Consider the following 487-nt stretch of genomic DNA (forward strand, 5'->3'; position numbering starts at 1 on the left):
GCGCGCCGCCGGGGCCCGGGTCGCCGCCACCGCCGGCAGCGCCGCCAAGCGCGCCTTCCTGCGGGCCGCCGGGGCGGAGCTGGTGCTGGACAGCCGCGACCCCGGCTTCGCCGACCGGCTGCGTGCCGCCTGGCCGGGCGGCGTGGATGTCGTGCTGAACTCCCTGGCCGGCGAGGCGATGGAGCGCAGCCTCGGCCTCGTCGCGCCCTTCGGCCGCTTCGTCGAGCTGGGCAAGCGGGACTTCTTCGAGAACCGCCGCCTCGGCCTGCGCCCCTTCCGGCAGAACATCACCTATTTCGGCGTCGATGTGGATCAGCTGCCGAGCGCGCGGCCGGAGCTGGCCGGCGCCCTGCTGGGCGAGATCGCCGCCCGTATCGGGGCCGGCACCCTGTCGCCGCTGCCCCATGCCCTGCGCCCGGCGGCGGAGGCCGAGGCCGCCTTCCGCACGCTGCAGGCCAGCGCCCATATCGGCAAGCTGGTGCTGGCC

1 protein-coding gene is annotated in these 487 nt (G+C 76.6%); it reads left to right on the forward strand.

Annotation, left to right across the window (positions count from 1 at the left end):
• Positions 1-487: zinc-binding dehydrogenase (locus tag ACVMLK_RS21325; protein WP_457487583.1), on the forward strand; the 487-nt coding region annotated here is incomplete at both ends.

The organism is Teichococcus aerofrigidensis (assembly GCF_054073225.1).